The following is a 14,605-nucleotide window of genomic DNA, read 5'->3' on the forward strand; positions in this document are numbered from 1 at the left end:
CGTGACCGCGGGCCGGGGCCGGCCGGTGCCCCGCACCAGGGAACCGACGGCGGTCAGCCGGGCCGGACACCGGCGTCGCCCCGACCCGGGGGAGGCGTGTGAGGTGCCTGGCGACCGTCCGCGGACGGCAGGTCTCCGGTCGGTTCCGCCCCGGTGCACCGCCGGGCCGGAGCCACACCGGGGCGCGGCGCCGGAACCGACCGGCGTTCGGCGACCACACCCGGCAGGGCCGAAGCCGGCTCGCCCGACGGGTCGGCGGCATGCTTGTCCCGCGGAGGGAGATGCCGACGGCCGGGAGGGGTTACCAGGGGTGCCGCACGCCGTGTTCAGCAGGTGTCATGATTCTGGTTGCCGTGCGACGGGTGTCAGGGCCACTCGATGTCCCCCAGAGCCACCGGGGGCCGCGCCGGTCCCTGGCGCGGGGTCACCCCGATGGCGTACGGTGTCGCCCCGTGCAGCGTTGCCTGGGGCGTCTGGATGTTGTGATACAACTTCACGAGAGGCCTCCCCCGACCTGTCATGGTGGACGAACAAGATTTCCTTCCGCAGCCCGCCTTCGGTGAACGGCTCAAGCGCCTTCGCCAGCAACGCGGGTTGAAGCAGACAGATCTCGCCGACGAGCGCGGCCTGTCGTCGAGCTATGTTTCGCGCATCGAGAGTGGGCGCCGGGCGGTCACACCGCACGTCGCGCAGTTGCTCGCGCAGCGACTCGGCGTGGAGATCACCGCGTTCACCGGGAACCGGGAGGCCGAACTGGCCCGGCTGCTGTCGGACGGGCAGATCTGCCTGTCCATCGGCGACCGGGTGGGGGCCGTGCGTGCCTTCACCGAGGCGCTGGGTCGCGCCGAGAACGCGCCCCTGTCGCTGGCCTGGTCGCTGCGACGTGCGCTGATCACCGCCCTGTCCGACCTCGGCATGCTGTCCGAGTGGCGGCAGCAGCAGGAGGCGCTGGTCCAGCTCGCGGTGAAGGCCGACGCGCCGTACCTGCTCGCGCTGGCCAAGCACGGCATGAGCAACTGTCTGCGGCTGGCCGGCGAGATCGTGCCCGCGTACGCGGCGGCGCGGGAGGCGTACGACCTCACCCGGGACCACGATCTCGCCACGGATCTGCGGGTCCAGTGCCTGATCGCCCTCATCGCCAACGAGGTGGAGATCGGTCGCGCGACGGAGGCCACCCGGCACGCGGAGGAGCTGTTGGGCCTGCTCGACGAGGAGGTGCCCGCGACGACCCGCGCCCAGGCGCGCTGGGCGGCGGCGACGACGCTGTCCAGCCGGGGCCGCCACCGGGAGGCGGTCGAGCTGATCACGCAGGCGATGGACGGGCTGTCCAACGGCGAGGACCTCATCACCTGGGCCCGGTTGCGGCTCGCCGCGGTGCCGATCCGGCAACGTGCCGGCGAGCCCGTGCCCGAGCAGTGGCGTGCGTCGTACCGGCAGGCAGCGCTCGTGCTGCGCCTGACGGCGATCCCGGTGTACGAAGTCCAGCTCGACGTCAGCGAGGCGCGCCTCGCGGCCGAGGAGGGCCGTCATGCCGAGGCGGTTGCCCACTGCGAGGCCGCCCTCGACCGCAGCGAACTGCTGTCCTTCCGCGACCGCACCCGCACCCGCATGCTTGCCGCCCGCCTGCGTGCCGCGCTCGGCGAGTGGGACAGATCCCTTGCCGACCTGCGTGCCGTGGCGGAGGAGTTGCAGGAGGCGGGCGCGATGGACCTGGCCGCCGAGGCCTGGCAGCTGATCGCCGACATGGCACTCGCGAGGCGCGACCCGTCGTAGCGGGGCAGGGGCGGTGCACGCCGGTGTGGGCGTCGACAGGCGTTCCACGGTGACTGTCGTGCGCCGCCGCCGCCGCCGCTCCCGGCGAGCGGGTGCGGCGGTCGCCGCCCGGCCGCCGGCCCTGGCGGGAAGATTGTTTGCACGTTCGATATCGACTGGCGTCGTAAATGCTACTGGCCGGTAATTAACGGATTCGTTACGCCAGGCGTGTGGCGCACGGTCAATATGGCAGGTAACGGCTACGCCGATCACTGTTCTCCCGGTTTTGCCAGCACGCAGCCCAGTTCTGACCACAGTGGATTATGAACAAGGTGAATTGAAACACATCTGATCGCGGGTGAACAGGCCTCGTGGCAGTGCTTCCCCACCTCCGTCGACCCACCGGAAGTGCACAGATACCGCGGTAACTCCTACTGGCGGGTAGTGCATGATCGAGCGCGAAATTGTTACCAGACTGCCCGTCGGGGGTGTGTGGCCGATGACTCTTTTCGCCATTAATGGGCCCTAACCTGCGGGCTTGATCATACTGGACGCGACCTGCCGACGCGATGCTGATGAACAATATTCGCATCCAGCCGCCTCAATGTCATTCTCGCCGCGCGATGTGCATGAGGCGGCCGCCCCGTCGACAGGTGGCTGCCCAGGACCGTTCACGGCGCGGTGCGCCGGGTCGACGACCTGAGGTCCTCGACCCGGCCGCGCCGGTGCCGCTAGCGCGATCGGACGGACCGGTCGGGGCCGGCCACCCCGGAGGGGGCATCGCTCAACCCTGACTCCTCGGCCGCGGCCGTCGCGGTGTCGAGCCGACGGGGGATGGTGAACACGACGATCGCGGCACCGAGCGCGAGGCCGACCACCGACGCGAGGAACGCGGCGGCGTACCCGGCGGTCGGATCCCCCGTCGGACCGGCCACGTGCAGGGCGATGCTGAGGAACACGGCGATGCCGAGGGCGTTGGCGAGGGCTTGGACCGCCGTCTGCACACCGGCACCGAGACCCGCGTCGGTATCGGTGAGCCGGTGCAGGGCCGCGATCTGCAGGCCGGGAAATCCCAGGCCGAAGCCGACCGCGAGCACCAGCAGGGCGGGCAGGAGCTCGGACTGGTAGGACGACTGCGGCGTCAGGCGGCTGAGCCAGAGCATGCCCGCAGCCGCGGAGGCGAACGCGGTGAGCAGCGTGGCCCGGCTGCCGATGCGCGCGGTGATCAGAAAACTGAGCCCTATCGCCGCGACGAAGATGATGCAGAACGGCAGGTAGGCCAGGCCGCTCCGCAGCGGCGAGTAGGCGCGCACCTGCTGTAGATAGAGCGTGAGCAGCAGGAACAGGGCGGCCATCACGCCGATGAGGAAGACGGCTGCCAGGTTCCCGCCGACGCGTACGCGGTTGGTGAAGAACCCGCGCGGTACGAGGGGGAGCGGGGCGCGGCGCTGGACCACGACGAAGGCCGTCAGGGCCGCGGCCCCCACCAGCATGGCGGCGACGATGAGCGGGTCGGTCCAGCCGTGCTCGGCGGAGGCGAGCAGCCCGTAGACCAGTGCGGTGACGCCCCCGGTGACAAGTGCCGCGCCGGGTATGTCGACGGGCCCGGCCGTCCGGTCGCGCGGCCGGTCGGCGGGTAGCGCGGCGGACGTGAACAGCAGCGCGGCGGCCGCGATCGGCAGGTTGATGTAGAAGATCCACCGCCAGCCCAGCGTGTCGGTGAGGATGCCCGAGAGCAGCACGCCGGCCGTCGCGCCGAGGCCGCTGAGACCACCCCAGACCCCGAGCGCCTTACCGCGCTCGGCGCTGTCGGTGAACATCACCGCGATGAGGGAGAGGGCCGCGGGCGAGGCGAGGGCCTCGCCGCATCCCTGCACGAACCGCGCGACGATGAGCCAGCCGCCCCCCGGCGCCAGGCCGCACGCCAGCGAGGAGGCGGCGAAGACGACGGTGCCGATGACGAAGAGGCGACGCCGCCCGAGCAGATCGGTGAGGCGGCCGCCGAGCAGTACGAGGCCGCCGGCGGTCAGCAGGTAGCCGTTGATGACCCACGCGCCGTGGTCGGTCGGCATGTCGAGGTCGGCCTGCACGCTGGGCAGCGCGACGTTGGCGATGGTGTTGTCCGCGACGATCATGAACTGGACGAGGGCCAGGACGATCAGGGCCAGCCAGCGTCGAGGGTACGTCTGCTGCACCGGGGTGGACTCCTCATGCATGGCGTCGGCGGAGCCGGCGCGGCCTCAGGAATGCGTGGCGTTCGATTCGGGTGTCGCGGGGTTCGGGTCTCGGCGGAACCCGGAGGCGACCAGGGCCAGGCCGAGCGAGACCACGCCGACGGCGAGGCTGACCGCGCCGAGCCAGAGCAGGACGATCGCGCCGTTCGGCTCGGTGGTGCCGGCGCCGGTGGAGGACAGGAAGAAGCCGGCCGGCATGAGGATGGCCGCCAACGGCACGCCGAGGCGGGCGATGTAGCCGAGCGGGCCGCGCAGAGAGGTCGCGTCGGCGACCACGACCATGATCAGCGCGAGCGTGACGAGGACGCCGGCGTGCGCGTGTCCGGCGCGGGAGAAGTTCTCCTGGAACTCGGTGACCTGTTCCTGCCCGCGGGCCACCTTTGTCATGTAATAGCCGCCGGCCTCGACGCCCACGATCGACAACAACAGGAGGCCGGCGATGCGCTGCGACTTTTTGGACAGGGCAAGCGTCGGAGCGGGCATAGTGCCTCCCGGTCGGCGAACCTGACACTGTGCCAGGTTGATCGTTGCCCATTCTTGGACCTGACACAGTGCCATGTCAACCGACCCGCGGAAGTGGGACCGCCCCACCGCCTGCGCATGCGTCCCGGCCTGCGGTATCGCGTTTTCGCAGGTCGGAATCGTGCGGCTCGCTGAGCCATCCACTGTGCCCGATGGCACCCGGGAGAAGCATCTCATCACCGGGCGCCACAGACGAGCCGTGGAACCGGATGGGCGCGGCCAGGGCGCTCGTGGTCCTACCGGTGACCGCACCCCGGATCGGGCGGTCTTTTGGCACGTGAATCGGGAGGACTCCTCGCCATCCTGCGCCGGTGGCCGGACGCGGTTCCGGCGCGCCCGTGGTGGCACGCGCCGGACTGCGCCGGTGCGCGGACGCTGCCCGTGGCGTCCGGGGGATGGAGACTCCCGCAGCCGATGCCTGTTATCGATAACAACGTCGGCCGTCCATGACTTTACCGCTCCGGTTCACCCACCGACAGTTCCCCGGGTGCGTGTTTCCGCGAGGGCTCGGCGGATCTCGCGACGAAACATGTTAGTGACTGACGTCGATGTTTGCGATAACATCAGCGTCCGGCGGGCACTGCCGTCGGCACCTGCGGTGTCGCCGTCCACGCGGTTGTCGCCCCGCCGGGGGTGACGTCGGCGTCGACTGTGCCCCCCGATGCGAGCGCCCACCCGCTCCGCCGAACGATGCCAACTCAATGCGCGGCTCCACGTCGATCCGGGCGCTGCCGGAGACCCGCGTACCCGAGGAGCCGTCATGGTCATCTCCCAAGGGCAGCAACGCCCAGGCCGGCAGCCTCTTCGCGCTCTACGACGGGTCGCTGCCGCCCGACTACAGCCCGATGCGCAAGCAGGGCGCGATCATCCTGGGCAGCGGCGGGGACTGCTGCAGACCCGGCGGGGGCGCCAACCTCAGCGCCGGCACCTTCTACGAGGGCGCGATGGTCTCCGGCTATCCGTCCGACGCGACCGAGAACGCGGTCCAGGCCGACATCGTGGCCACGGGCTACCGCTGACCCACGCCGCCGCGCCCCACGACGCGGCCGGAAGATCCGGAACACACCGAAGGGACCCGTCATGGTGGGACCGAGACACCTGCTCCACCTCCCGCGCCCGGTCGCGGCGTTCGCCGCCGCGCTCCTGGTCGCCGGGGGTCTGACCGTTGCCGCGCCGAGCCCGGCGCAGGCCGCCACCTCGATCACCGTGAACGGCTCCTCCGGCGGGCTGGTCTTCGACGGGGTGGGCGCGGTCAGCGGCGGCGGTGGCAACAGCCGGCTGCTCATCGACTACCCCGAGCCGCAGCGCGGTCAGATCCTCGACTACCTGTTCAAGCCCGGATACGGCGCCGCGCTGCAGGTCCTCAAGGTCGAGATGGGTGGGGACACCAACTCGACGAGCGGCTCGGAGCCCAGCCACGAGCACGTCCGGGGCGACCTGAACTGCAACCGTGGCTACCAGTGGTGGATCATGGAGCAGGCCAAGGCCCGCAACCCCGCCATCAAGCTGGCGGCGCTGCCCTGGGGCGCACCGGGATGGATCGGCAACGGCAACTTCATGTCCCAGGACATGATCAACTATTTCGTCGACTGGTTGGGCTGCGCGCGCCAGCACAACCTCACCATGGACTACATCACCGCCGCCCAGAACGAGAAGCGCACGGACGCGAACTGGACCATCAGCCTGCGCCAGGCGCTGAACAACAACGGCTACGGCGGCGTGAAGATCATCTACGGCGACGACTACCCGGGCAGCTGGGGCCCGGCCAACGCGGTCGCCACCAACACCACGCTACGCAACAGCATCGACGTGCTCAGCGGCCACTACCCGTGCGGCTACCTCAGCGCGCAGACCTCCTGCCCGGTGTCGTCCACCGCCACCAGCACCGGCAAGACACTGTGGAACAGCGAGGGCGGCTCCCAGGACTACAACGACGGCGCCAAACCGCTGGCCCGCGGCATCAACCGCGGCTACCTCGACGGTCGGATGGTCGCCTACCTCAACTGGGACCTCATCGCCGCGATCACCCCCAACCTGCCGTGGTCCACCGTCGGGCTGATCCTGGCCAACCAGCCGTGGTCCGGCTGGTACGCGGTCGGCAAGAACACCTGGGCCCTGGCCCACACCACCCAGTTCACCGCACCCGGCTGGCGCTACCTCGACTCCTCGTCGGGCTACCTCGGGGGCAACCGGAACAACGGCAGCTACGTCTCGCTGAAGTCGCCGAACAACAGCGACTACAGCACGATCATCGAAACCATGGACGCCACCGCGGCGCAGCAGCTCACCGTCAACGTCACCGGCGGGCTGTCCACCGGCCAGGTGCACGTCTGGGACACCAACCTGAACTCCTCGAACCCCAATGACTTCTTCGTACGCACCGCCGACATCAGCCCGTCCGGCGGGGCGTACTCGCTGACCCTGCAACCCGGCCACCTCTACACCGTCACCACCACGACCGGCGCCGGCAAGGGCACCGCCACCAGCCCCGCCCAGGGGACGCTGAACCTGCCCTACCAGGACGACTTCGACGGGTACGCCACCGGCCGGCAGCCGAAGTACCTCCAGGACATGCAGGGCGCCTTCGAGACCGTGACCTGCGGCGGCGGGCGGGGCGGCACGTGCCTGCGCCAGATGTCCGCCCAGGCACCCATCACCTGGAAGACCCTCGCCGACCCGGCCACCTACGGCGGCAACCTGAGCTGGGGCAACTACACGCTCACCGCCGACGTGCTGCTCGAACAGGCCGGCTACGCCCAACTGATGGGCCACGTCGGCACCACGAACCTCGACCCGATCGGTCGCTACAACGGCTACTTCCTGCGGGTGACCGACACCGGCTCGTGGTCGATCCTGCGCAACAACACCGCCGGGCAACTGGTCACCCTGCGCTCCGGCACCGTCGCGGCGCTGGGCACCAACCGCTGGCACAGCCTGGCGCTGGGCTTCTCCGGCGGCACCATCACCGCGCGCGTCGACGGCACGACCGTCGGCACGGTCACCGACACCACGTTCGGCTCCGGGCAGGTCGGCTTCGGCACCAGCCAGGGCGGAACCGCGCAGTTCGACAACCTGTCCGTCGTCGCCGGCCCCGGCGGCAACCCCGGCGGCTCCACCGGAGCGTTGCTGAACACCACCTCCAGCCGGTGCCTGGACGTGCCGAACCAGTCCCAGACCAACGGCACGCAGGTGACGTTGTGGGAGTGCAACGGCGGCGCCAACCAGCAGTGGACGGCGACCACCACCCGGCAACTCCAGGTGTACGGCAACAAGTGCCTGGACGCCGAGAGCCAGGGGACCTCGTCCGGCACCCGGGTCATCATCTGGGACTGCAACGGCGGCACCAACCAGCAGTGGAACGTCAACACCGACGGCACCATCACCGGCGTCCAGTCCGGACTGTGCCTGAGCCCGAACAACGGCGGGACCGCAAGCGGAACCCCGATCGTGCTGTCGACCTGCACCGGCGCCGCCGGCCAGAAGTGGGGGCGGGCGTGAGCACGCCACCGCCGTCGACCGGCACCCGCCCGTCCACCCTGTGTGAAGGGATCACCACCATGTCCCCGTCCCCATCGGCCCGACCCGGTCGGACCCGGCGCCGGATCGCCCTGCTCGCCAGCCTGCTCGCGCTGGTGGGGCTCTTCCCGGCCATCGCCCGGGCGGACAACCCCATCGTGCAGACCATCTACACCGCCGACCCGGCGCCGCTCGTTCACAACGGTCGGGTCTACCTGTACACCGGCCACGACGAGGACAACTCCACCTGGTTCACCATGAACGAGTGGCGCGTCTGGTCCTCCGACGACATGGTGAACTGGACCGACCACGGTTCGCCGCTGAACATCGGCACCTTCTCCTGGGCGAAGTCCGACGCGTGGGCCGGCCAGGCCGTCTACCGCAACGGCAAGTTCTACTGGTACGTGCCCATGACGGTGCGGGCGACCGGGCAGATGGGCATCGGCGTGGCGGTCTCCGACAGCCCGACCGGGCCGTTCCGTGACGCCATCGGGCGGCCCCTGGTCAGCAACGGCGAGATCGACCCCACCGTGTTCGTCGACGACGACGGCCAGGCATACCTGTACTGGGGCAACCCGCGCCTGTGGTACGTGAAGCTGAACGCGGACATGATCTCGTACTCGGGCAGCCCGACGCAGATCCCGCTCACCACCGCCGGCTTCGGCGCCCGCACCGGGGACGCGAACCGACCCACGCTCTACGAGGAAGGGCCGTGGGTCTACAAGCGCAACGGCCTGTACTACCTGGTCTTCGCGGCCAAGTGCTGCTCGGAGTTCATCGCCTACTCCACCGCCCCCGGGCCGCTCGGACCGTGGACCTACCGCGGGACGGTCATGCCGACCCAGGGGAGCAGCTTCACCAACCACCCAGGGGTGATCGACTTCAAGGGCGGCTCGTACTTCTTCTACCACAACGGCGCGCTGCCCGGCGGCGGCGGTTTCACCCGGTCGGTGGCGGTGGAGAAGTTCAGCTACGGCACAGACGGCTCGCTGCCGACCATCACCATGTCCACCACGGGCGCCCCGCAGGTCGGCACGTTGAACCCGTACGTGCGGCAGGAGGCCGAGACGGCGGCCTGGAGCGCCGGGGTGGAGACCGAAGCGGCCTCCGCCGGCGGGCGGAACGTCGGCTGGATCGACAACGGGGACTACCTCAAGGTCAAGGGCGTGGCGTTCGGGACCGGCGCCTCCTCGTACACCGCGCGGGTGGCCTCGGCGGGCAGCGGCGGCACGATCGAGCTGCGCCTGGACGGCGTCAGCGGGCCCCTGGTCGGCACCTGCCGGGTCTCCGGCACCGGCGGCTGGCAGACCTGGGCCGACACCACCTGCGCGGTCAGCGGCGCCACCGGCACCCACGACCTCTACCTGCGATTCACCGGCGGCAGCGGCTCGCTGTTCAACGTCGACCACTGGCGGTTCACCACCGGCGACGGCGGCACGCCGCCCACCAGCCCGCCGCCGACCACGCCGCCGCCGACCACCCCGCCGCCGACCACCCCGCCCCCCACCACGCCGCCGCCCACAGGTGACGCCTGCGCCGCGAGCTACCGCACCACGAACACCTGGGACGGCGGCTTCCAGGGCGAGGTGACCGTCACCGCCGGCGCCTCGGCGATCAGCGGCTGGACGGTGCGCTGGGGCCTGAACCCCGGCCAGAGCATCAGCCAGGTCTGGAACGGCACGCTCAGCACCAGCGGCTCCACCGCGACCGTCCGCAACACGTCCTACAACGGGTCCCTGCCGGCCGCCGGTTCGACGACGTTCGGCCTGCTGGCCAACGGCACGCCGTCGACCCCGCCGTTCACCTGCACCACCCCCTGAGAGGAACAGTCATGCGCACACGTACCCGGTCGAGGTGGCTCGGCGCGGTCGCCGGGCTGGCCCTGACCCTCACCGGCCTGCTCGTCCCGGCCGGGCCGGCCGCGGCGGAGTCCAACGGCGGAACCCGGGTGATGCCGCTCGGTGACTCGATCACCGAGGGCACCCAGGTTCCCGGCGGCTACCGGATCGGCCTGTGGCAGCGGCTCGCCGCCGCCGGCTACCGGGTCGACCTCGTCGGCTCGCAGTTCAACGGGCCGGGCAACCTCGGCGACCACGACCACGAAGGGCACCCGGGCTGGCGCATCGACCAGATCGACGCCAACATCACCGGTTGGCTGAACACCTACCAGCCGCGCACCGTCCTGCTGCACATCGGCACCAACGACATCCTGCAGAACTACCAGGTCTCCACCGCGCCGAACCGGCTCTCCACGCTCATCGACCGGATCACCGCCGCCGCGCCGGCCGCCGACGTGTTCGTGGCGCAGATCATCCCGCTGGCCAACTCCGGGCAGGAGGCGGCGGCGCGCACCTTCAACGCGGCCATCCCCGGCATCGTTCAGGCCAAGGTCAACGCCGGCAAACGCGTCCACCTCGTCGACCAGCACGCGGCGCTGACCACAGGTGACCTGATCGACGGCGTCCACCCCACCGCCACCGGCTACGACCGGATGGCCGCCGCCTGGTACGCCGCGTTGCAGTCCGTTCCCGGCAGCATCGGCACCCCGGGCAGTTCCGGGGGCACCTACCAGAACGTGCAGCTCGTCGGCGCCGGCTCCGGCCGGTGCCTGGACGTGCCGAACGGCAGCGCCACCAACGGCGTCCAGGTGCAGATCTACGACTGCTGGGGCGGCACCCCGCAGCGCTTCACCTACACCGCCGGCAAGCAGTTGCAGGTGCTGGGCAACAAGTGCCTGGACGCCAGCGGGCGGGGCACCGCCAACGGCACCAACGTGATCATCTGGGACTGCACCGGCCAACCCAACCAGCAGTGGAACCTCAACGCCAACGGCACGATCAGCGGCGTGCAGTCCGGGCGCTGCCTGGACGCCGCGAACTACGGCACCACGAACGGCACGAAGATCAATATCTGGGACTGCCACGGCGGGACGAACCAACTGTGGAGCGTCCGCAGCTGACCGCCGGGTGAGGGACGGCCCGGGGGCCCGCAGGCGTCCAGACGCCCGCGGGCCCCGCTGCCGCGTGTCCGTCGACCGGTGGACACCGGCCCTCCACCGGTCGGTCGTCGCGCGGTCGGTGCCGGTGGGCGCAGCATCGAACCATGAGCAACGACCAAGCGGTCCGGGTACGCGGACTGCACAAGCGATACGGCCGGCGCACCGTGCTGGCCGGAGTCGACCTGGACATCGCGTACGGCGAGGTCGTCGCGCTCCTCGGGCCCAACGGCGCGGGCAAGACCAGCACCGTGGAGATCCTGGAAGGACACCGTGACCGCGACGGCGGCGAGGTCAGCGTGCTCGGGGCGGACCCGGCACGGATCGGCCGGTCCGGCCGGGCGGCGCGCGCCTGGCGCTCCGGCATCGGCATCGTCGTCCAGGAGGCCGGCGACCTCGGCGAGCTGACGGTGGGGGAGACGGTGCGCCACTTCGCCCGCTACTATCCGGCACCCCGCGACCCGGCCGAGGTGATCGAGGTGGTGGGCCTGACCGACCGCACCAGGACCCGCGTCGGCAAGCTCTCCGGCGGACAACGGCGCCGGCTGGACGTCGCCGTCGGCCTGGTCGGCGACCCACGCCTGGTCTTCCTCGACGAGCCCACCACCGGGTTCGACCCGGCGGCCCGGCGGGCCTTCTGGACGCTGATCCGCACCCTCGCCGCGGCGGGCACCACCATCCTGCTCACCACGCACTACCTGGACGAGGCGCAGGCCCTCGCCGACCGGGTGGTGGTGCTGGCCGGCGGTCGGGTGGTCGCCGACGCCCCGCCCTCGGCGCTGGCCGGGCGGGCCGGTCACCAGGTCGTCGTGCGATGGTCCGGCGGTGAGCGGCGGACCGACGACCCGGCCCCGGTGATCGCCGAGCTGACCCGGCGGTTCGACGGCCCGGTCCCCGGCCTCACCGTGACCCGACCCAGCCTGGAGGACGTCTACCTCGACCTGATCGGAGACCGGACATGACGACGGCCGCGCGGGCGTACGGCCCGTCCACCCTGACGCTCGGGCTGCACCGCGGTGTCATCGAGCTGAAGGCGTTCTTCCGGGAGTGGGACGCCGTGGTCTTCACCTTCGCCCTGCCGGTGGTGACGCTCGTGCTGCTCGGCTCCCTGATCTCCGGGGTCTACCCGGGCAGCGACGTCACCTCGGCCCAGTACCTGGCCCCCAGCATGATCGCGGCAGGGGTGGCGGCCACCACCTTCGTCAACCTCGGCACCGGGATCGCCGGTGACCGCGACGACGGCACCCTCAAGCGCCTGCGCGGCGTGCCGATGCCGCCGGCCGCCTACTTCCTGGGCAAGACCGTGCAGACCCTCGTCGTGGTGGCCGCCGAGACGGTGCTGCTGCTGGCCGTGGGGGTGGCGCTGTTCGACCTGCGGCTGCCGACCGAGGCGGGGCGGTGGCTCACCTTCGGCTGGGTGTTCCTGCTCGGCGTCGTCGCGTGCGCGCTGCTCGGCATCGCGGTGAGCAGCGTGATCCGGTCCGCCCGCAGCGCCGGTGCGGTCACCCAGTTGCCGTACCTGGTGCTGGCGTTCGTCTCCGGCATCTACTTCACCCCGGTCAGCGCGTTGCCGCAGCCGTTGCTGGTGCTGGGTTCGATCTTCCCGCTGAAATGGATGGCCCAGGGCTTCCGTTCGGCGTTGCTGCCCGACACGATTCTGGGGGCCGAGGCCGTACCCGACTGGGAGCACGGGCGCACCGCGCTGATCCTCGCGGCCTGGTGCATCGGAGGTCTGCTGCTGTGTCTGACCACCTTCCGCTGGCGCGGCCGGCGGCAACGGTGAACCTCGGCGACCCGCCGCCCTCGGCGGCGTGGATCGCCCGGTTCCCGCTGTGGGACGCCTACTTCGCGGCGATGACGGTCGCCGTCGGGCTCGCCGTGGCCACCGGCGGCCCCGCGGCCCCGTACCGCGCCGGCTCGGTCGCCCTGCTGGCCGCGATCGGCGTCTGGTACGTGGTGTTCGGCCGTCCCCTCATGCGGTACGGGGTGGACGGCTGGCGGGCGTACCTCTATCTGGGCGTCACGCTGGTGCTCTACGCGGCGGCGGTGGCGCTGACGCCGGCCGCCTCGTTCGCCCTGTTCGTGCTGCTGCCGCAGGCGTTCATGCTGCTGCCGACGACGGTCGCGACCGGCACGGTGGTGCTGTTCACGGCGGTCCAGGTGGTGGTGCACTGGCTGCGCTCCGGCGGCGGCCCGGACACCCGGGGAACGCTGCTGGCGGCGGTGATGGTGGCCATCGTGGTGTCGGTGGTGGGTGGCTGGGTGCGGCACCTGTTCGTCGACGCCGACCGGCGGGCCGCGCTGATCGAGGAGTTGGCCGCGTCCCGGGAGGAGGTGGCACGGCTGTCCCGCCAGTCCGGGGTCGACGCCGAACGGCAGCGGCTGGCCGGCGAGATCCACGACACCATCGCCCAGGGACTGACCAGTGTGGTGATGCTGATCCAGGCGGCCGACGCGGAGCTGGACCGCGATGCCGGGCAGGCCCGCCGCCACCTGGCCCTGGCCGTGACCACCGCCCGCGCGAACCTGGCCGAGGCGCGTGCGTTCGTCGCCGCGCTGACCCCGGCGGAACTGGCCGGCTCGCCCCTGGCGGAGGCGCTGGGGCGGATGGCGGACCGGTTCACCGCCGAGACCGGCGTGCCCGTCGCCCTCGCCGCACCCGGTACGCCACGTCCGCTGCCCACCCCGGTCGAGGTGGTGCTGCTGCGGGTCGCCCAGGAGGCGTTGGCCAACGTCCGTAAACACGCCGCCGCCGGTCGGGTCGAGGTGTGCCTCGAACGACGTGACGACGCCGTCGTCCTGGCGGTCCGCGACGACGGTCGCGGTTTCGCCGCGCCGTCCAGCCGCGACGGGTACGGCCTGCCCGGCATGCGCAACCGGGTCCAGCAGGTCGCCGGTACGCTGCGGGTGGTGTCGAACCCCGGCGCGGGCACCACGGTGCGGGTGGAGGTGCCGATCGGATGATCTCGGTGCTGTTGGTGGACGACCATCCCGTGGTGCGGGCCGGGGTGCGCGGGATGCTCGCCGGTGAACCGGACCTCGCGGTGGTCGGCGAGTCGGCCTCCGCCATCGAGGCGGTCGCCGCCGTTCGGGCCCTGCACCCCGACGTCGTGCTGATGGACCTGCGGATGCCCGGGGCGGACGGCGCCGTGGCGACCGCCGAGGTGCTGGCCGTGGCGCCGGGCACCCGGGTGGTCGTGCTGACCACCTACGAGACGGACGGGGACATCCTTCGCGCGGTCGAGGCCGGGGCGGCGGGATACCTGCTCAAGGACGCCTCCCGCACGGAACTGGTCGAGGCGGTCCGCGGCGCCGCGCGGGGCGAGACCGTGCTGGCGCCGTCGGTGGCCGGTCGGGTGTTCCGCCACCTGCGCGACCCCCGGCCGGTCAGCCTCTCCCCGCGCGAGATCGACGTGTTGGGGCTGGTCGCCCGGGGCCTGTCCAACGGGGAGATCGGGCTGCGGCTGCACATCACCGAGGCCACCGTGAAGACCCACCTGCTACGCGCGTTCGCCAAGCTCGGCGTCGCCGACCGGACGGCGGCGGTGACCACCGCGATGGCCGCGGGCCTGCTGCGGTCCTGACC

The 14,605-nt window shown here is 71.4% G+C and carries 11 protein-coding genes; 9 read left to right on the top strand and 2 right to left on the bottom strand.

The window, feature by feature from the left end:
* Positions 1–519: 519 nt before the first annotated feature.
* A complete protein-coding gene (locus ACLQ2X_RS25790; RefSeq protein WP_425683664.1) occupies positions 520–1,773 on the top strand; it encodes a helix-turn-helix domain-containing protein in 1,254 nt (417 codons plus the stop codon).
* A 710-nt stretch (positions 1,774–2,483) separates the two neighbouring features.
* Here ACLQ2X_RS25790 and ACLQ2X_RS25795 read toward each other — a convergent pair.
* Both ACLQ2X_RS25795 and ACLQ2X_RS25800 read right to left on the bottom strand, forming a co-directional pair.
* The gene (locus ACLQ2X_RS25795; protein ID WP_425683665.1) at positions 2,484–3,947 is read right to left on the bottom strand and encodes an MFS transporter; all 1,464 of its coding nucleotides are present in this window, start codon (positions 3,945–3,947) and stop codon (positions 2,484–2,486) included.
* Positions 3,948–3,992: 45 nt separating this feature from the next.
* Positions 3,993–4,469, bottom strand: a complete 477-nt coding sequence (locus tag ACLQ2X_RS25800) for a hypothetical protein (RefSeq protein ID WP_425683666.1) — start codon at positions 4,467–4,469, stop codon at positions 3,993–3,995.
* A 740-nt stretch (positions 4,470–5,209) separates the two neighbouring features.
* Between ACLQ2X_RS25800 and ACLQ2X_RS25805 the strand changes: the two genes are divergently transcribed.
* From ACLQ2X_RS25805 to ACLQ2X_RS25840, 8 genes are all read left to right on the top strand, one after another.
* Complete coding sequence (locus ACLQ2X_RS25805) at positions 5,210–5,527, top strand: arabinofuranosidase catalytic domain-containing protein (protein ID WP_425683667.1); 318 nt, start codon at positions 5,210–5,212, stop codon at positions 5,525–5,527.
* 61 nt (positions 5,528–5,588) lie between these two features.
* Positions 5,589–8,006, top strand: a complete 2,418-nt coding sequence (locus ACLQ2X_RS25810; RefSeq protein WP_425683668.1) for a ricin-type beta-trefoil lectin domain protein — start codon at positions 5,589–5,591, stop codon at positions 8,004–8,006.
* 59 nt (positions 8,007–8,065) lie between these two features.
* Positions 8,066–9,844 (top strand): family 43 glycosylhydrolase, encoded by a 1,779-nt coding sequence (locus ACLQ2X_RS25815; protein WP_425683669.1) that lies wholly within the window; start codon positions 8,066–8,068, stop codon positions 9,842–9,844.
* Positions 9,845–9,855: 11 nt separating this feature from the next.
* Entirely contained in the window at positions 9,856–10,983 is a 1,128-nt protein-coding gene (locus ACLQ2X_RS25820; protein ID WP_425683670.1) for a ricin-type beta-trefoil lectin domain protein, read from the top strand.
* 143 nt (positions 10,984–11,126) lie between these two features.
* Positions 11,127–11,981, top strand: coding sequence for an ABC transporter ATP-binding protein (locus tag ACLQ2X_RS25825; protein WP_425683671.1), 855 nt, complete (start codon positions 11,127–11,129; stop codon positions 11,979–11,981).
* The gene (locus ACLQ2X_RS25830; protein WP_425683672.1) at positions 11,978–12,802 is read left to right on the top strand and encodes an ABC transporter permease; all 825 of its coding nucleotides are present in this window, start codon (positions 11,978–11,980) and stop codon (positions 12,800–12,802) included. Before ACLQ2X_RS25825 ends, ACLQ2X_RS25830 begins: the two co-directional genes overlap by 4 nt.
* Positions 12,760–13,983, top strand: coding sequence for a sensor histidine kinase (locus tag ACLQ2X_RS25835; protein WP_425683673.1), 1,224 nt, complete (start codon positions 12,760–12,762; stop codon positions 13,981–13,983). Before ACLQ2X_RS25830 ends, ACLQ2X_RS25835 begins: the two co-directional genes overlap by 43 nt.
* Entirely contained in the window at positions 13,980–14,603 is a 624-nt protein-coding gene (locus ACLQ2X_RS25840; protein ID WP_425683674.1) for a response regulator, read from the top strand. Before ACLQ2X_RS25835 ends, ACLQ2X_RS25840 begins: the two co-directional genes overlap by 4 nt.
* Positions 14,604–14,605: the final 2 nt, after the last annotated feature.

The organism is Micromonospora sp. DT31 (assembly GCF_049841795.1).
GTDB lineage: Bacteria > Actinomycetota > Actinomycetes > Mycobacteriales > Micromonosporaceae > Micromonospora.